Raw genomic sequence first — 17,324 nt, 5'->3', positions numbered from 1 at the left:
CGATATCAGCCGCGCGCGCTGCTGAGGGGAAACTGCTCGGCCGAGAGCACCTGCACCCGCTGGCCGTTTTGCAGCGTTTCGGCGCCGCGGACGATCACGCGCTGGCCTGTCTGCAGCGCACCGGACACCCCGACCCGGTCTCCGTGCTCGGCGACGATGCTCACCGGCACGGCCTGTGCGCGATCGTCGTCATCGAGTACGAAGACATGCGTGGCCGGGCCTTGATCCGCCGGTCGGTCGGATGCCGCCTGGATGATCAGCGCATCGCGCGGCACCACCGGATTGCCGGTCGGCAGGGCGGTGGGCAGGGCCACGCGCACCAGTTGGCCGATCTGCAGCCGCTGGGCGGCATCGACGGGCACTTCGAGAAAGCCGACGAAGGACTGCGACTGCGAATCACTGACCGGAACGGTCGCACGCACCGGCAAGGCCATCGCGTGCCCGTCGGCGGTGACGTCCAGACTGCCGGTCCGGCCGGGCAGGCGGCTGTGCTGCAATGGCCCGTGGAACTTGATTTCCAGCGCGTCGGTGCTCACCAGGCGCGCGACAGGCTGCGTTGCCGAGATCGCTTCGCCGCGCTGCTGCAGTCGTTCGCTGACCACGCCGGAGAACGGTGCGACGATGGTGGTGCGTTCCAGTTCGTCGCGGGCGCGATCGCGCGCGACGCGAAGCAGGGCGAGATCGGTGCGCGCGATGTCCAGCTCGGCGGCAAGTTCGTCCACTTCGCGCGCGGCGATGGAATGCTGCTCGTGAAGTTGCTCGTAGCGCCGAAGGTCCTGCTCCAGTCGGCGGATGCGAATCGAGTTGCGCTCCATCTTCGCGTCCAGCTCTCGCACGGCGTGCTCGAACGGACGTGCGTCCAGGCGCGCGACAGCGTCGCCTTCGGCGATGCGCGTTCCGGGCTCGGCCACCCAGACCAGCGAGCCCGACACGCCGGCCGAGAGCGAAGCGTCGAAACGACTCTGTACGGTGCCCGTGACGCTCAGTGTGGGCGCCAACTGTCTGGATTCCACCGTCCCGACGGACACCACGGGCGCGTCCTGCGCGACGGAGAAGGGCGGGGCGATACACAGCACGGTCAGGACCAGAACGAGGGTCGGCATGGGAAGCGTTTTCATCGTGGATCTCCTTGTGCAACGAGGAATGAAGGAATCAGGACGCGGCAGGCATCGGTTCGAGCGCGCCGCGCCGTACCAGCTGCCGGACCCGCATCCGCAGCCGCAGGGCCGAGGCCATGAACAGACTGGTAAACAGGGTGCTGGCGAGCATGCCGCCGACGATGACCACGGCCAGGCCGCGGTAGATCTCGCTGCCGGCGCCGGGCACGAGGACCAGCGGCAGCATGCCGACCACCGAGGTCAGTGTGCTCATCCAGATCGGACGAACCCGGCTTTCGATGGCCATCCGCAGCGCTTCGTCCTCCGCCAGGCCCTCGGCAACTGCGCGGCGAGCGCGGTCGATCAGCAGGATCGCGTTGTTGACGACCAGCCCCATCAGGATCACGAAGCCGATCATCGTCAGCAGGTCCAGTGACTGGAATGCGAGCAGGTTCAGCGCACGCAGGCCGAGTACGCCTCCGGCCAGTGCCAGCGGCATCGATGCCAGAACCAGCAGGCTGTCCAGCGAGGACCGGAACAGCGCCGTCATGAGAAGGAACAGCACCAGTACCGCGAAGGCGAAATTCCAGGTCATCGTGCGGATGGTCTCGGCCAGGTCGTCGGAGCCGCCGGACAGCGTCAGGTGAACGCCTTCGGACACCGCCTGTCCGGCCTCGGCCATGATGGGACGGATGCGCTCCAGGGCCTCTTCCAGCGACATGTCGTCCGGCGGCGTGATGGCGAGCGTCAGGGCGCGTTCGCCATTGAACCGGCGCAGCTGGGTCGGCCCGGCACCGCGCCGGGTCACGGTCAGCTGGCCCAGGGTCTGTGCGCCGGCCAGCGGCGTGTGGATGGGTACGGCCTGGAGTTCATCGGGCGTTTGCCAGCGCGGCGCCCGCACGATGATGTCACGGCGCTCGCTGCCGTCGAAGAATTCACCGGCGTAGACGCCGCTGGTGACGGCGCGCACCATGGTCCCGACCGTTGCACGATCGACACCGGCCTGCCCCAGCATCCGGTCGTCGGGCAGCAGGACCAATTCCGGCTGTGCTTCGCGCAGACCGGGCAGCGGCCGGATGTTCGCGCCCGGCAGGGCCTCGCCCAGCCGAGTCATGGTGTCGGCGACTACCGCTCGCGAGCCGGGGTCCAGTTCGCCGTTGAAATTCAGGTAGACGCCGCGGCTGCTGCCGGCATTGAGATCGAGCAGCGAGGATTGGAACGAGAAGGCGCGCGTGTCGGGCAGGCCGACGAGGATCTCCTCGCGCAGCAGCCGGAGCACGGCATCGACTTCGCCGGGGTCCTCGGGGTAGACGAACAGGATCTTGCCGCCTTCGGTCATGGCCAGGTTGTAGCCGCGGATGGCGGGGTGGGCCTGGCCGGTGCGGTGCGGCTCCAGCCGCTCGACCAGCGTCCGCCCGATTTCCCGCTCCATGGCCTGGTAACTGGCCCCGGGCGGCATCGAGAACACCGTCATGATGCCTTCCCAGCGAGCTTCGGGCAGAAAGTCCGTGCGCGGGGCGAGCAGCACGATGGCCAGTACCGCACCCGGCCCCAGCAGCAGCAGCCAGGTGACGGCGCGCCGGTCGGTCGCGGTCATGGCCAGGTAGCGCCGCGCCAGCCTGTGCCAGAAGCGCGGCGGCTGCCCGATATCGTCGCTGCGGCGAAGAACCACGCCGGTCACCACGGGAATCAGGAAGAAGGCGGCGGCCATCGACGCGCAGACCGCGACGGCCATGCTCACGGCCAGGTCGTAGAACAGCTGGCCTTCGACGCCCTGCATGAAGACGATCGGCGTGAAGATGGCCACCGTGGTCAGGGTGGATGCGAACAGGGCCGGTGCGACCTGGAGCGTCCCGTTCAGCGCGGCGCGCTTCAGCGGTTGGCCGTGCTGCAACAAGCGCACGATGTTCTCCTGGACCACGATGGCGGCGTCCAGCACCAGGCCGACGGCGAACGCCAGGCCGGCCAGCGAGATGATGTTCAGGCTGCGATCGAGCAGGTCGAGCACCAGCAGCGAGGCAAGCAGCGAGACAGGAATCGTCATCGCGATCAGCAGGGTGGCGCGGAAGCCGCGCAGCATGAGGTAGAGCAGGCCCATGGCCAGCGCGATGCCGAGTCCCAGGTTGCCCTTGACCAGCGCCACGGCGCGCTGGATGTGTTCGGCCGGATCGAAGCTCAGCACCATCGTCATGCCGGCCGGTTCGAGTGTGTCCCGGTTCAGACGGTCGATCCGCCGCCTGACCTCGTCCATGATCGCGACGGTATTGGCATTGGCGGCCGGATAGATCTGGACGTAGAACGCCGGAGTGCCGTCCCGGTAGGCGAACCCTCGCTGCTCCTCGAAGGACTCGCGGACCGTGGCGACATCGGCGAGGTGGACCGGACGGCCGTCGTTCCAGGTCACGATCATGCCGGACCATTCGTCGATGGCGTACTGGCCCTGGAAACGCACCGTGTAATCGCGACGGCCGACCGAGGCGAAACCGCCCGAGACGTTGCCGGCGCTGCGGATTCGAGCAAGAAGGTCGTCCAGCGAAAGACCCAGGGCCGCCATCCGGTAGGGGTCGAACTCGATCAGGAGCTGGGGGCGCCGGAAGCTGTTGAGCTCGACCTTGATCACGCCGGGAATCTCGCGAAGGGCCGGCGCCACGGTCTGCTCGATCAACGACTGTTCAGCGGTGAAGTCGCCGCGGCCGGCCGGGTCGGTCTTGCGGATCATCATGCTGGCCAGCGGCTGCTCGAGTCCGCCGAGGCTGACCATCGGCTCTTCAGCGTCGCGGGGGCGCGAACCGACCTGGTTCAGCGCATTGACCACATCCATGAACTTCGACTGCATGTCGGTGCCGACCGCGAACTCGAGCATCGTGATGCTCATTCCGCCGCGCACCGACGAGCGGATCTCCTCCAGTCCCGGGACATTGCGCAGTTGCTCTTCCTGCGGTTGGACGATTTCCGACTCCAGTTCGGCCGGTGCGGCCGCGCGCCAGAAGTTCAGGATGCTGATCGTCGGACGGTCCAGGTTCGGCGTGAGCTGCACCGGCAGGCGCTGCAGGGCGGCAATGCCGAGAATGCACAGGATGAGGAACGCGACGATGGTCGCGATCGGGTTGGCGTGACTGGCCTTGAAGAGGTTCATGGCGGTGCTTCCCGTGGACGTCGATGAGCCTGGCGGGCAGCATGCGGATCGGGGCCCGAAAGGTCCTGAAGACCGGGCAAAACATTCGGAATCGTTCTGAAGTCGGGCGCAAGAATCGATTCAAGTGCTTGAAAAAATTCAGAAAACCTGTTCCGGACCGTTCCGGGCCGGGGTCTTCGTCCGCGATGGGCTAGTGGGCCATGCGGATCGTTCGCTACCACTCATTGTGTGCGGTGTGGCGAGTCGGAGAGCGTTTGGCTGCAAGGCCTGTCTCGCAGGGAACGGCTGCGTCCTTTCCAGGCGACAGAACGCCGCGGATGAAGGCGCTCGGGCTCGCCCTTCGAGGAGCGCGCCGGAACCGACATTGCGGCCTTGCGTCCCTTGCAGAGGGCTGGCGCTTCACTGCGGGCTACGCCTTGCACTGTCGATTCAGGCGCACTCCGTACGTCACACGACGAGTGGCGGGGTACACTCGCCGGCGCGGCAACGCACTGTCGGCCTCCGGGAATCGAAAATGGACGAGTTGGACTTGCTGTTCGATCTCCACCGCCGCAACCCGCGACAGGGTCCGGGAAGCCGTGCGGCGACGCTTCGGGCCATCGAGCTGGCCGGGCTGACTCCCGATCGGCCGCTCCGGATCGCCGATCTCGGCTGCGGCACCGGCGCGTCGGCGCGGGTGCTGGCCGAAGTCCTTGATGCGTGGGTCACGGCGGTGGATTTCGGCCAGCCGTTCCTCGACGAGCTCGAGCGACACGCTCGCGACGAGGGCGTGGCCGATCGCATCGAGACGGTGAAGGCCTCGATCGACGATCTGCGCGCCGACGATGGACGGTTCCGTGACGGCCGGTTCGATGTGCTGTGGTCGGAAGGCGCGATCTACAACCTCGGCTTCGAGCGCGGCGTGCGGGACTGGCGCCGCCTGCTGAAGCCCGGCGGTGTGCTGGTGGTCAGCGAGATCACCTGGACCACGTCGTCGCGGCCCGACGACCTCCAGGTCTTCTGGGACGAGGTCTATCCCGAGATCGACCTGGCCTCGGCAAAGATCGGCGTGCTCGAGCAGGCCGGGTATTCGCCGATCGGCTACTTCACGCTGCCGCCGGAGTGCTGGCTCGAAGGCTACTACCGACCGCTGGAGAAGGGGTTCGACGCGTTTCTGGAGCGTCACGGCAACTCGCCGGCCGCCCGAGGGATCGTTCAGCGCGAACACGAAGAGATCGAGCGCTATCGGCGCTGCGGCGCGCATTACAGCTACGGAATGTACATCGCCCGTCGCCTGGAGGCGCCCGCGCCGCGATGAAACCGATCCGGATGACCGACAGGAGGACGCGATGACCCCCGAGGCATCGATCGTGCTGGCCGCCGCGGCGCTGGTCTTTTCGACCTTCGCGGTGGCCGCTCGGATGTACATCATGCGCGTCCGGGAGATGAAGGACCGGCGCATCCACCCGCAGGCCGTTGCGCTGTCGGCCGACAGGAGCGCGCGCTTGACCGACACCCGCGCGTCGGACAACTACAACCACCTGTTCGAGCTGCCGGTGCTGTTCTACGCGCTGTGCGCGATCGCGCTGGCGCTCGACCACGTGCCGGCCTGGCTGGCGCTCGGGGCCTGGCTGTTCGTCGCCTCACGCGTCGTGCACAGCGTCATCCAGTGCACGAGCAACCGGGTCATGCATAGACTGGTCGCGTTCGCGTTCGGGCTGGTCGTGCTGTTCGGGGTGTGGATCGGCTTCGTCTGGACCTGGCTGGCCCGCTGAAGCGCGATGCTGGCCGTCCTTTCCCTGCTTGTCGTGCTGGCGATCTCCTTCCTGGTGACCCGGATCGCGTCATCGGCCCTGATCCACACCGGACTGTCGCGGGAGGTGGCACGGTTCCAGGCCCGATCGGCGTTGACCGGCGCCGGCTTCACGACCACCGAGTCGGAACGGGTGGTCAATCACCCGGTTCGCCGGCGCATCCTGATGGTGCTGATGCTGGTCGGCAACGCCGGCATCATCACCGCGGTCTCCTCGCTGCTGCTGGCCTTCATCGGCTCCGAGCAGGATTCGCCGCTGTGGTTGCGCGTCGGCCTGCTCGTGACCGGGCTGGTCGTGCTCCGGGGCGCGGCCAGCAGCCGTTTCGTCGATCGCCACTTGTCGCGCTGGATCGATCGCCTGCTGAAGCGCTACACCACCATCGAGGTGCGCGATTTCGCCAGCCTGCTCGGGCTGTCCGGCGACTATCGCATCGTCGAATCGGCGGTCGACGCCGGCGACTGGCTGGCCGGCCGAACGCTGGAACAGTCGGCGCTGGCCGAGGAGGGCGTCCTGGTGCTCGCCGTCCAGCGCAAGGACGGCACGTTCCGGGGCACCCCGTCCGGCGAGATCGAGATTCACCCCGACGACATGCTGGTGCTCTACGGCCACGTCGAGGCGCTCGAACGCTTGGACGCCCGGCGCAGGGGGCCGGGGGGCGAGCTCGATCATCTCGATGCGGTGGTCGAAGGCGAGCAGCGGCGGTCGGCCGAGGCACGCCGTGACCCCGACGCCGACGCGCCGAACCACTCCGACTGAGTCGCGCCCGGTTCCGGGCCGGATGTAAATCCGCGCGGTTTCGTGCATCCAACCCTCATGAACCCGAACGGAAGCGATCGTGCCCCCCGACTTCGACCAGGTCATCGATGAACACCGAGACCGTCTGACGCGCATCGCGCGCCAGTACGCCGGGCCGAACGATTGGCAGGACCTGCTGCAGGAGATCGCCGTGGCGATCTGGCGGGGCCTGCACGGTTTCGAGGGGCGCTCGACATTGTCGACCTGGATCTACCGGGTGGCCGTCAATACGGCCCTGCAGCATGTTCGCAAGCGTCGGCCCGCCTCGGAAGCGCTGGTCCACGAGCCGGTCGGCGCACTCGGCGCGCAGGACCCGCTCGCGCTGCTCGATGAATTCCTGGCCGCCCTGGACCCGGTCAATCGCGCGGTGCTGCTGCTGGACCTCGAGGGGCTGCATCGCGACGACATCGGCGAGGTGCTCGGCCTGAGTCCGGGCGCCGTCGCGGTGCGTATGACGCGATTGAAGCAACGGTTCTCCGAGACCTACATGGAGGGCGTGTGATGGACTGGAACGAACTCCGCAACGATTGGCAGGCCCGATCCGATCGGGCAGCGCTCGAACTGGACCTGCGGCCGGCTGCGCGCGAGCGACTGTGGCAGCGCGTCCGGGCTCGCGACGGGCTGGAGACGCTGATCGCCGTACTGATGCTGCCGTTCTTCGGCTTCGCCGCGCTGCGCCTGGTCCAGGCGGGGATGTGGGTTCCGGCCCTGTTTGCCGTCGGACTGCTCGCGGCGATTGCCTACGTCCCCTGGCGGCTCTGGCGGGTCCGCCAGAGCATCCCGGAGCCGGACCCGGCCGAGCCGGTGCTGGACTTCCTGCGCGCGGAGCGCAACGCGCTGCTCGGCCAGGCCGACATGCTGCGCTCGGTCGCTCGCTGGTATTCCGGGCCGATCTGTCTCGGTGCGGCCGGCTTCTTCGTCAGCCTGAACGGACCGACGCTCGGCGCCCTGCTGTACGCGCTGCTCGTGGCCGCCGTGTTCGCCGGCATCGAGATCGGCAACCGCGCGGCGGTGCGCAAGAGTTTCGAACCGGCCATCGAGGCCGTCGATCACCAGATTTCCCAACTCGAACAGGAGTCCTGACATGACCTCATCGAGCCTCGCCGCCCCACTTCTCGCCGCCGTGTCGCTGGTCGTTGCCTCGTCCGCCCTGGCGGTCCCCGAGCCGCTGGCCGAACTGGCCGATCGGGCCGTCCGGGACCAACAGGCGCTGTCGGTGGTCGTGGCCTACCGACAGGGCGACGCGACCGAACTCCATGCTGCCGGCACCCGAGCGGTCGATTCGGACCGGGCACCGGACGTCGATACGGCCTACGCGATCGGCTCGATCACCAAGCCGTTCACCCACCTGCTGCTGGCCGAGCAGGTCGACGCCGGCCGGGTCGCCTACGACACCACGCTGGCCGAGTTGCTCGACGGCCAGGTCGAGTTCGCCAATCCCGAGGTCGGCCGGATCACGCTTGAACAGCTGGCCACGCACACCAGCGGTCTTGCGCGGATGCCGGCCAACTTCCAGCCGGCCGATCCGCAGGATCCCTACGTCGACTTCGGCAGCGATGCGCTGCTGCAGGCCGTCGCGGCCACGCGCGAAGGCCAGCCGCTGGGCCGATCCTACGCGTACTCCAATTTCGGCGCGGGGCTGCTCGGCTGGCTGCTCGGCGCACGGGCGGGCACCGGGTACGAGCAGGCGCTGACCGATACGGTACTGGTCCCCCTGGGTCTCGAGGCCACCGGCTTCGTGCCGGGGGACAACCACGCACAGGCCTGGTCGCAGGGCGAGGTCGTGCCGGCCTGGCGTTTCGATGCGCTGGCCGGCGCCGGGGCGCTGTGGAGCACCGCCGGCGACCTGCTGCGCCTGGCCGATGTGCTGCTCGGCGATCGCGACCCTTCGCTGGATCACTCGACGGCCGCCGACTTCGAGCCGGTCGCCGCGGCCGGCGAGTTCGAGGTGACCCGCGTCTGGCACGTCGCTGCGACGGCGCAGGGCCCGCTGTACTGGCACAACGGCGGTACCGCCGGGCATCGAAGCTTCTTCGCGGTCCGTCCGGCGACGGACGAGGCACTGGTGATCCTGGTCGCCGGGGACCTGCAGCCCACCGGGCCGGCCCTGTCGATGTTCGGATTCGATCCACCGGCCGTCGAGCCGGTGGAGATCGACGAGTCGGTGTTCGGCCAGTATCGATTGGAATCGGTGCCGGGCCGCGTGTTCGAGCGCGACGGTGTACTCGTCGCCCAGTTGAGCGGCCAGGCGCCGGTCGTGATGGTGCCTGTCACCGAGGACGTCTATCGACTGGACGTGATCGACGCCAGCCTGCGGGTCGTGCGCGAGGACGACGCGGTAGTGGCCCTGGAGCTCATCCAGAACGGCGCCGTGCAGCGCGCCGAGCGCCTGGGCGATCTTGCCCCGGAGGCCGAGCGCGAGACCGTGGAGCTTGCCGGCGAGGCGCTCGATGCCTACCTCGGCCGGTACGCCCTGACCCCGCAGGTGAAGTTCACCGTGCGCCGCGGCGGCGAGTCCGGGCTGGAAGTCCAGCTGAGCGGCCAGCCGTTCTTCCCGGTCTATCCGAGCGGCGACGACGTGTTCTTCTACAAGGTCGTCGAGGCCGAGCTCCACTTCGAGCGCGATGAGGACGGCGATGTGGTGGCCGTGGTGCTGCACCAGGGCGGCCTGGAACAGCGCGCCGCGCGGGTCGATTCCTGAGACCGTCCTGTCGCAGGGCCTCGACGCGGTGAACGGATCGATGGACCGCCTGGCCCGTGAAGCGCGCGCCTGCCGTGTATGTGCCGAGGCGCTTCCGATGGGGCCTCGGCCCGTTTTCCAGGTCCACCCAACGGCGCGGATCCTGATCGCCAGCCAGGCGCCGGGCCGGATCGCGCACGAGTCCGGCATCCCGTTCCAGGACCCCAGCGGCCGCCGTCTGCGCCACTGGACGGGGCTCGATGAAAAGACCTTCTACGACCCGCGCCTGGTGGCGATCCTGCCGATGGGGCTGTGCTATCCGGGACGGGCTGTCGGCGGCGATGCCCCGCCCCGACCCGAGTGCGCGCCGCTGTGGCGGACCGAGTTCCTGGAGCGGATGTCGAACATCGCGCTGACGCTGGTGATCGGCCGGCACGCCCAGGCCTGGCATCTGCCGGGACCGGTCCGGTCGGTGGCCGAGCGCGCGCGAGACTGGCTCGACGACCCCGGGCCGGTCATCCCGCTGCCGCATCCGAGCCCGCGCAACAACGCCTGGCTCGAGCGCAATCCCTGGTTCGAAGACCACGTCGTGCCCTTGCTGCGTCGTCGAGTGAACCGCGTGCTCGGCAGGCCGCGGTGAGCCCGCGGATCACTCGATCAGGTCGACCTGGAACGACGGCGTGGCCGACTGCAGGCCGAAATGGCCGTAGCCGAACGTGTAGCTGGCCGTTTCGCCGTTGATCCGCGAGCTGTGGATACCGCCGACGGTACACACGCCGGTCGCGCAGACGATCTGATCGGACCAGGACTTGATCGAATAGACCCGGCCGGCCAGCGGTGCGCCGTCCAGCGCGGTCAGAAAGGGGCTGCCCACGGAAAGGCCCCAGTCGCCGCAGGTCGAGGTCCATACGTTCCACGGGTACCGGCCGCAGGACCACAGACCGCGGAACGCACCGGCAATGCCGACGAAGGCGTCGACCGAGGAGGCCAGATCGAACTCGGCCAGCTGCCGGGCCGCCAGCGTGGCGCCCATCGAGTGACCGATGACATCGATCCGTCCGGTGCACGAGGTCTGCAGCGCGTCGGCCAGTGCGATCCGGACCGGCGTCTCCTCGCTGCCCGAATGGTTGTTGCACGCCGCGCAGCCCGATCCCCAGGAGGGAGTGAAGATCTCCGACGAGGCCCAGCCGCGCTGGAGAAGTTCGGCAACGGTGGTGGTCCAGTCCGACGGGCTGCCGGTATTGCCGTGAACCAGCACGACGGCGTCGCGGCAGCCCCAGGCCCCGGAGGCCGCGGTCAACAGCAGCAGCGCGCCCAGCGCGCGAAGCACGGTTCGGTTCATCGACGACGCTCCCTCGTGGTTCGGCGACCAGCCTGACGGCTCGGCCGGCCGCGCGCCACTGGACCAAAGGGAAGGCGGTGCGCCCGCGGTCAGACGCCGAGCGGAATGCCGAGGGTGAAGAAGCCGATCAGCAGCGCCGTCCAGACGGCCAGGAACACCATGGAATACGGCAGCATGATCATCAGCATCTCGCCGAAGCCCATGTCCGGCCTGTACTTGCGCATGAAGGCCAGGATGACACCGGCGTAGGTCATCATCGGGGTGATGATGTTGGTCGAGGAATCGGCCACGCGGTACGCCGCGGCGACCAGGTCCGGGGTCATCGCCGGGTTCACGAAGTAGAGCATCGGCACGAAGATCGGGCCGAGCAGCATCCACTTCGAGGTCAGCCCGCCGATGAAGATGTTGATGATCGCGGTGGTCAGGATGAACCCGATCAGCAGCAGGATCGGGAACTGCTGCAGTCCGAGCGCCTGCAGGGTTTCGGCGCCGAGATAGGTGATGTACGACCCCAGGCCGCTGTAGCCGAGCAGGCCGAGGAAGTTGTAGCAGAAGAAGGTCAGGACCAGGATGTAGCCCATGGTGTTCATCTGGCCGACCATGGCCAGGACCACGTCGAAGACCTTGCGGAACTTGCCCACGGCCACGCCGTAGAACGTGCCGGTGACGACGAAGAACAGCGAGATCAGCAGGATGATGTTGTTCTGCCAGGGGCGCACGACCGTGCCGCTTTCGTCGGTGAACGCGGCCAGCGGGCCCAATGCCAGGCCGAGAATCATCAGCAGGGCGACCAGCGTGCCCAGGCCGGCTGCGCGCAGGCCCCGGCGTTCTTCGTCGGTGACCTGGAACTCGCCGGGTTTCATCTCGGCCGGCACGACGAAGTCCTGACCGTCGAGCCGCGGTTCGATGAACCGCCGGGTGACCCAGAATCCGGTGGCCGACAGCACGAAGGTCGAGGTGATGATGAACCACAGGTGCATGGTCACGGGATTGAGGGCCTGGCCGGCTGCGTCGACGAACGGCACGCCCTGCGCTTCGGCGAAGACCTTCGCGTTCAGGCCGATGATGGCGTCGACCGGGCCGGGAATCAGGTTGGCGCTGAATCCGGCCGAGACACCTGCGAAGGCCGCGGCCATGCCGATCAGCGGGTTGCGGCCGATGCCGGCATACAGCAGGCCGGCCAGCGGGATCAGGACCAGGTAGCCGGCGTCGGTGGCCATCGAACTCATGATGCCGAGGAAGATCAGCAAGAGCGGCAGCACCGACTGTGGCAGGTGGGCGCCCGCGCGCTTGATCAATGCGCCGAACATGCCGGAGTTTTCGGCCACCCCCACCGCCAGCATCACCACCAGGATCACCCCGAGTACGCCACCGCCGAAGCCCAGCCAGTTGGCGAGCAGGGCGTTTTCGAAGATCCAGCGCACGTGTTCGGCATGATGCATCGGCAGAATGCTGTATTCGACCGGCTCGCCGCCGGCGCCGAGGGTTTCGAAGCTGTGGCCGCCCATCAGCACGGTCAGCAGGAAGGCCGCCGGATAGAACGCCATGAAGATGATCACCGGGTCCGGAATCCTGTGTCCGACCCGCTCGACGAAGCTCGCGAAACGCGTGTTGCTGGAAGGCATTGGCTGAAGAGGCGCGGGGTGATCGGCGAGTATACTGATGCAGTCCAGGCATGTCCTCCTTCACGATTCCCGCCGGCCTTGGCCGGCAGTCCCGCTGACAGCGGCCCGATCGCTCTTTGTCATGCCGCTTCAACGCCTTGGGCGGATTCGTCGGGGGCCCGGGCGACTTCAACCCGGGACTCGCTTCGTGGCCGGCCATCCGAACCGCCCACGAGGGAGCACGCGGCTGCGGTACGATCGAGCATCCAATCATGCTGTTCGCGAGGTGCCGACAATGAACCGGAATTCGACCTGCTCCATGATCGCCGCGCTGGCGTTGCTGCTGGCCACGGTGCTGGTGCTCGGCGGTTGCGCGTCGTTGGGCGCCACGCCGGCGGAGAAGCGCGCCACGATTCTGGACATGCGCGATCAGGCCCTGGCGCAGCTGTACCGCGAACGACCGGAGGCCCGCGAGCGGATCGCGTCGGCGGCCGGATACGCGGTGTTCGACGCGGCCAGTCAGAACCTGATCCTTCTGCAGACCGAAGGCGGCTACGGCGTGCTGACCTCGGCCAGCGGCGAAACGACGTTCATGAAGGCCGGCGGTGCCGGGGTCGGTTTCGGGGTCGGGCTGAAGGACTACCGCGAGGTCATCGTGTTCCGCGATGTCGAGGACTTCGAGCGCTTCCGCGACGTCGGATGGGATGCGTCCGGCCGCGCCGAAGCCACGGCCAAGAGCGGCAACATGGGCGGGGCCGCCGCCGGTCGGCAGAGCGTGGATCTCGACGTGGTCACCTACCAGCTGCTGGATTCGGGAATCGCGCTGCAGGCCACCGTCGGTGCGACGCGCTACTGGAAGTGGCGGGCCTTGAACGAAGAGTGATCCACTCGCTGGCGGGGTGCACCCGGGTTCAGGGCTCGGGATCCCGCCGGCCCGAGGCGGAGAGCAGCAGCACCCAGTCGGTCAGCCCGAGCGCGACGGCGGCCACGATCAGCACGCTGAGACCCGGGCCGACCGCATACAGGACGGTGGCCGGCGCAAGCAGCAGCGCGCCGAGCAGGTGATGTCTGCGGATGAATTCCAGCACCATGTCGGACGGCTCGCTCCGTGCCCCTTGTTGCCGTTGCATCCGCGCGCGCATCCAACATCGATGACAGCGAGAATCAAGCCGCTCCGATCGGCCGGACGGGCCGCTCAGGCCGGTTCGGCGAGCGCCACGGCGTGGTGGCGGAGATGGTCTTCGACGAAGCTCTGGATGAAGTAGTAGCCGTGGTCGTAGCCGGCGTGCCGGCGCAGTTCCAGGGCCTGGCCGGCCTCGGCGCACGCGGCCTCGAAACGTTCCGGCTGCAGCTGTTCGTCCAGGAACGGGTCGTCCAGCCCCTGGTCGATGAGAATCGGGCTCGGGTGCGGGCGACGCCGAACCAGCGCGCAGGCATCGTAGCGCGCCCAGTCGTCGCGATCCTCGCCGAGATAGCGGGGCAGGGCCTTGTGGCCCCAGGGCACCCGGCCGGGCGCGACGATCGGCGCGAAGGCCGAGATCGAGCGGTAGCGTTCCGGATTGCGCAGGCCCAGCACCAGCGCGCCGTGGCCGCCCATCGAGTGGCCGAAGATGCCGCAGCGCGCGGGGTCGACCGGGAAGTCGTCCTCGATCAGTGCCGGCAGTTCGCGGGTCACGTAGCTGTACATCCGGAAGCGGGCCGACCACGGCGGCTGGGTCGCGTCGAGGTAGAAGCCGGCGCCCTCGCCGAAGTCCCAGTCCTCGGTCGCGCCCTTGATGCCGGTGTCGCGCGGGCTGGTGTCGGGGCAGACCAGCACCAGGCCCAGCTCGGCCGCCACGCGCTGCGCCCCGGCCTTGATCGGGAACACGTCGGGACCGCAGGTCAGGCCCGACAGGTAGTAGAGCACCGGCAGCCGGTCGCCGGCGGCATGCGGCGGCACGAACACCGAGAAGCGCATGTCGCCGCCGCATTCCGCGGAGCGATGGCGGTAGAAGCCCTGGCGGCCGCCATGGCAGTGATGGAGCTGTTCGAGTTCGATCGGCATGCGGGAGGGTCCGGTCCGGGTCAGTAGACGACGACCGAGCGGATCGACTCGCCGGCGTGCATCAGGTCGAAGCCGTCGTTGATCTTCTCCAGCGGCAGCGTGTGGGTGATCAGGCTGTCGATGTCGATCCGGCCATCCATGTACCAGTCGACGATCTTCGGCACGTCGGTCCGGCCCCGTGCGCCGCCGAAGGCGCTGCCGCGCCAGTTGCGACCGGTGACCAGCTGGAACGGCCGGGTGGCGATCTCCTCGCCGGCACCGGCCACGCCGATGATCACCGAAGTGCCCCAGCCCTTGTGGCAGCACTCCAGCGCCTGGCGCATGACCTCGACATTGCCGATGCACTCGAAACTGTAGTCGGCGCCACCCCCGGTCAGGTGAACGAGATAGGGCACCAGATCGCCGTCGACGTCCTTCGGGTCGACGAAATCGGTCATGCCGAATCGCTCGGCCAGTTCGCGCCGCCGGGGGTTGAGGTCGACCCCGACGATCTGCTCGGCACCGGCCATCCGGGCGCCCTGGATCACGTTCAGGCCGATGCCGCCGAGCCCGAAGACCACGACCTTCGAGCCGGGTTCGACCCCGGCGGTCCAGATCACCGCGCCGATTCCGGTGGTCACGCCGCAGCCGATGTAGCAGACCTTGTCGAACGGCGCGTCGGGATGGATCTTCGCCAGCGCGATCTCGGGCAGCACGGTGTGGTTGGCGAAGGTCGAGGTGCCCATGTAGTGGTACAAGGGCTCGCCGTCGAGGCTGAATCGCGACGAGCCGTCGGGCATCACGCCCTTGCCCTGGGTCTCGCGAATGGACTGGCACAGGTTGGTCTTCGGATTCAGGCAGTACTCGCACTCCCGGCATTCGGGGGTGTAGAGCGGAATGACGTGGTCGCCGGGCTGCAGCGACCTCACGCCGTCGCCGACCTCGAGCACGACCCCGGCGCCTTCATGGCCGAGGATGGCGGGAAACAGGCCTTCGGGATCGCGCCCGGACAGCGTGTAGGCGTCGGTGTGGCACAGGCCGGTGGCCTTGATCTCGACCAGCACCTCGCCGGCGCGCGGGCCGGCCAGGTCGACGGTTTCGATCGAGAGCGGCTGGCCGGGTTCGAAGGCGATTGCGGCACGGGTCTGCATGGTCGGGGCTCCGTAGTACGAGGCCCCGATGATACCGGTCCGGCGAGCCGGGTTCAGGCCGCCTTGCGGCGGCCGCCGCGCTGCGATCGGCCTTGCTGGCCGCGACCGTTGCCGGAACCGCCGCCGCGCTTGCGCGGGCCGCCGCTGCGCGCGGCGCGAGCGTTGCCGCCGCGGTTTCCTGCCTGATTGCCGGTCCGATTGCCGGTCCGCTGGCCGCCACCGCCGCCACCGCCACCTCGCTTCGACTTGGTCGAATGATTCAGCGGCTCGGTCGGCTCGTACCCGTCCATGATCTCGGTCGGAATCTCGACCTTGACCAGCTTGCGCACGGCTTCGAACTTGCCGTGTTCGGAACCGGCGACCAGCGACACGGCCAGGCCGTCGCGGCCGGCGCGGCCGGTGCGGCCGATCCGGTGGACATAGTCTTCGGGCACTTCCGGGATGTCGTAGTTGACCACGTGCGGCAGCTGCTCGATGTCCAGCCCGCGCGCGGCGATGTCGGTGGCCACCAGGGCCCGGATCTTTCCGGACTTGAAGTCGCCCAGGGCCCGGGTGCGTGCTCCCTGGCTCTTGTTGCCGTGGATGGCCGCGGCCGAAACGCCGTCGGATTCCAGCTGCTTGGCCAGGCGGTTGGCGCCGTGCTTGGTGCGGGTGAACACCAGCACCTGGTGCCAGTCGTTGCTGCCGATCATCCACGACAGCAGCTCCCGCTTGCGGTCCTGGTCGACCGGGATCGCTTTCTGTGCGATCGCTTCGACCGTGGAGTTCGGCGGCGCGGTCTCGACGCGCACCGGATCGTTCAGGAACCGGGCGGCCAGGTTCGTGATCTCGGCCGAGAACGTGGCCGAGAACAGCAGCGTCTGGCGGCGGGCGGGCACGGCCTTGAGGATGCGCTGGATCGCCGGCAGGAAGCCCATGTCGAGCATCCGGTCGGCCTCGTCGAGGATCAGCACTTCGAGCTGGTCCAGCTGGACGCAGCGGCGCTCCATCAGGTCGATCAGGCGACCGGGCGTGGCGATCAGGATGTCGACGCCGCGCTTGAGCGTGTTGATCTGCGGGTTGATGTTGACGCCGCCGAAGACCACTGCCGATTTCAGCGGCAGGTGCCGACCGAGGTCGCGGAAGTTCTCGTGGACCTGGGCCGCCAGCTCACGCGTCGGCGCCAGGACCAGGGCGCGAACGGCCGGTCGGCCCGCACCGTTCCGGCTGCGCCCATCGGCCAGCCGCTGCAGCGTCGGCAGCGCGAACGCGGCGGTCTTGCCGGTGCCGGTCTGGGCGCTGGCCATGATGTCGCGCCCCTCCATGATCACCGGAATGGACCGCTGCTGGATCGGGGTCGGAGAGGTAAAGCCCTGCGCGTCGATGGCGCGCAGGAGTTCGGCTCGGAGGCCGAGAGGTTCGAATGTCATCGGATGAAGTTCCTTGAGCACCAAGGCGAAAGGCCATCGAGGTCGACGGCGAACTACGAATCGGGGAGGGCCTTGGTGGGAGTACATCCGCGAAGCGAGCCACCGAGAGTCGATCGGAACGATCCACCCTCAGCGCCGACGGCACTGTATCACGTTTTGCGTCTTCGCGGCGCTCATCGGCGAGTCCCGGCCCGAGACCAGGCTGCCGTTGCGGAGCACCCCGGCGATCTCGCCGAGGGGGCGCCGGTCATCCGCGCTGCGGTCCCGGTCGGGCGCAGGTCCGTGCGGCGATAG

At 68.3% G+C, this 17,324-nt stretch carries 16 protein-coding genes; 8 read left to right on the top strand and 8 right to left on the bottom strand.

Annotated elements, in window-relative coordinates:
* Window positions 1-5: 5 nt before the first annotated feature.
* Entirely contained in the window at window positions 6-1,076 is a 1,071-nt protein-coding gene (locus tag HFP89_RS10400; RefSeq protein WP_168717594.1) for an efflux RND transporter periplasmic adaptor subunit, read from the bottom strand.
* Between the two features lie 76 nt (window positions 1,077-1,152).
* On the bottom strand, window positions 1,153-4,233 hold the full coding sequence (locus HFP89_RS10395; RefSeq protein ID WP_168717593.1) for an efflux RND transporter permease subunit: 3,081 nt from the start codon (window positions 4,231-4,233) through the stop codon (window positions 1,153-1,155).
* Window positions 4,234-4,747: 514 nt separating this feature from the next.
* Between HFP89_RS10395 and HFP89_RS10390 the strand changes: the two genes are divergently transcribed.
* The 7 genes from HFP89_RS10390 to HFP89_RS10360 all read left to right on the top strand — a co-directional run bounded on the left by HFP89_RS10390 (window position 4,748) and on the right by HFP89_RS10360 (window position 10,141).
* Window positions 4,748-5,530, top strand: a complete 783-nt coding sequence (locus HFP89_RS10390) for a class I SAM-dependent methyltransferase (protein WP_168717592.1) — start codon at window positions 4,748-4,750, stop codon at window positions 5,528-5,530.
* 31 nt (window positions 5,531-5,561) lie between these two features.
* Window positions 5,562-5,987, top strand: a complete 426-nt coding sequence (locus tag HFP89_RS10385; protein ID WP_168717591.1) for an MAPEG family protein — start codon at window positions 5,562-5,564, stop codon at window positions 5,985-5,987.
* Between the two features lie 6 nt (window positions 5,988-5,993).
* Entirely contained in the window at window positions 5,994-6,782 is a 789-nt protein-coding gene (locus HFP89_RS10380) for a TrkA C-terminal domain-containing protein (RefSeq protein ID WP_168717590.1), read from the top strand.
* Between the two features lie 79 nt (window positions 6,783-6,861).
* On the top strand, window positions 6,862-7,323 hold the full coding sequence (locus tag HFP89_RS10375) for a sigma-70 family RNA polymerase sigma factor (protein WP_168717589.1): 462 nt from the start codon (window positions 6,862-6,864) through the stop codon (window positions 7,321-7,323).
* Window positions 7,323-7,904: a hypothetical protein gene (locus HFP89_RS10370; RefSeq protein ID WP_168717588.1), complete on the top strand. Its 582-nt coding sequence runs from the start codon at window positions 7,323-7,325 to the stop codon at window positions 7,902-7,904. Before HFP89_RS10375 ends, HFP89_RS10370 begins: the two co-directional genes overlap by 1 nt.
* A gap of 1 nt (window position 7,905) precedes the next feature.
* Window positions 7,906-9,522, top strand: a complete 1,617-nt coding sequence (locus HFP89_RS10365; RefSeq protein ID WP_168717587.1) for a serine hydrolase — start codon at window positions 7,906-7,908, stop codon at window positions 9,520-9,522.
* Between the two features lie 97 nt (window positions 9,523-9,619).
* On the top strand, window positions 9,620-10,141 hold the full coding sequence (locus HFP89_RS10360; protein WP_240956286.1) for a uracil-DNA glycosylase family protein: 522 nt from the start codon (window positions 9,620-9,622) through the stop codon (window positions 10,139-10,141).
* A gap of 9 nt (window positions 10,142-10,150) precedes the next feature.
* On the opposite strand, the gene HFP89_RS10355 is transcribed toward HFP89_RS10360, so the two are convergent.
* Together HFP89_RS10355 and HFP89_RS10350 are read right to left on the bottom strand one after the other, a co-directional pair.
* Window positions 10,151-10,843 carry an alpha/beta fold hydrolase gene (locus HFP89_RS10355; protein WP_168717585.1) on the bottom strand — a complete coding sequence of 231 codons (693 nt, stop codon included), beginning with the start codon at window positions 10,841-10,843 and terminating at the stop codon, window positions 10,151-10,153.
* An 89-nt stretch (window positions 10,844-10,932) separates the two neighbouring features.
* The gene (locus HFP89_RS10350; protein ID WP_168717584.1) at window positions 10,933-12,468 is read right to left on the bottom strand and encodes an AbgT family transporter; all 1,536 of its coding nucleotides are present in this window, start codon (window positions 12,466-12,468) and stop codon (window positions 10,933-10,935) included.
* A 274-nt stretch (window positions 12,469-12,742) separates the two neighbouring features.
* Here HFP89_RS10350 and HFP89_RS10345 point away from each other — a divergent pair, with 274 nt between their 5' ends.
* Window positions 12,743-13,330 (top strand): hypothetical protein, encoded by a 588-nt coding sequence (locus HFP89_RS10345; RefSeq protein ID WP_168717583.1) that lies wholly within the window; start codon window positions 12,743-12,745, stop codon window positions 13,328-13,330.
* Between the two features lie 28 nt (window positions 13,331-13,358).
* Here the strand turns inward: HFP89_RS10345 and HFP89_RS10340 are convergent, their stop codons facing one another.
* The 4 genes from HFP89_RS10340 to HFP89_RS10325 form a co-directional block, all read right to left on the bottom strand.
* Window positions 13,359-13,577 (bottom strand): hypothetical protein, encoded by a 219-nt coding sequence (locus HFP89_RS10340; protein ID WP_168717582.1) that lies wholly within the window; start codon window positions 13,575-13,577, stop codon window positions 13,359-13,361.
* Between the two features lie 65 nt (window positions 13,578-13,642).
* Window positions 13,643-14,485, bottom strand: coding sequence for an S-formylglutathione hydrolase (gene fghA, locus HFP89_RS10335; RefSeq protein WP_346775227.1), 843 nt, complete (start codon window positions 14,483-14,485; stop codon window positions 13,643-13,645).
* 26 nt (window positions 14,486-14,511) lie between these two features.
* Window positions 14,512-15,621: an S-(hydroxymethyl)glutathione dehydrogenase/class III alcohol dehydrogenase gene (locus HFP89_RS10330; RefSeq protein ID WP_168717580.1), complete on the bottom strand. Its 1,110-nt coding sequence runs from the start codon at window positions 15,619-15,621 to the stop codon at window positions 14,512-14,514.
* A 53-nt stretch (window positions 15,622-15,674) separates the two neighbouring features.
* Window positions 15,675-17,030, bottom strand: a complete 1,356-nt coding sequence (locus HFP89_RS10325; RefSeq protein ID WP_168717579.1) for a DEAD/DEAH box helicase — start codon at window positions 17,028-17,030, stop codon at window positions 15,675-15,677.
* Window positions 17,031-17,324: the final 294 nt, after the last annotated feature.

Source organism: Wenzhouxiangella sp. XN79A, from assembly GCF_012272825.1.
Taxonomy (GTDB): domain Bacteria; phylum Pseudomonadota; class Gammaproteobacteria; order Xanthomonadales; family Wenzhouxiangellaceae.
Note: the sequence above shows the minus strand (reverse complement) of the source record. Positions and strands in the feature narration are given on the sequence as shown.